The following is a 291-nucleotide window of genomic DNA, read 5'->3' on the forward strand; positions in this document are numbered from 1 at the left end:
GGCGCTGGGCCAGGCATATTCTCAGAATGGCGATCGTGCTAATGCGGTGGCGAATCTGGAAAAAGCCCTCGCGCTGGATCCGCACAACAGCAACAACGACAAATGGAACAGTCTGCTGAAGGTGAATCGCTACTGGCTGGCGATCCAGCAGGGCGATGCTGCGCTGAAAGCCAATAATCCCGACCGGGCAGAACGCCTGTTCCAGCAGGCGCGCAATGTCGATAACGCCGACAGCTATGCGGTGCTGGGGCTGGGCGATGTGGCGATGGCGCGCAAAGATTATCCCGCCGC

The 291-nt window shown here is 59.8% G+C and carries 1 protein-coding gene; it reads left to right on the forward strand.

What is annotated here, in order from left to right; translation table 11 throughout:
- The coding region (locus FC814_RS22655; protein ID WP_137326494.1) for a tetratricopeptide repeat protein at nucleotides 1–291 on the forward strand (291 nt) is incomplete at both ends.

It is taken from the genome of Escherichia sp. MR (genome assembly GCF_005280595.1).
Classification (GTDB): Bacteria; Pseudomonadota; Gammaproteobacteria; order Enterobacterales; family Enterobacteriaceae; genus Escherichia; species Escherichia ruysiae.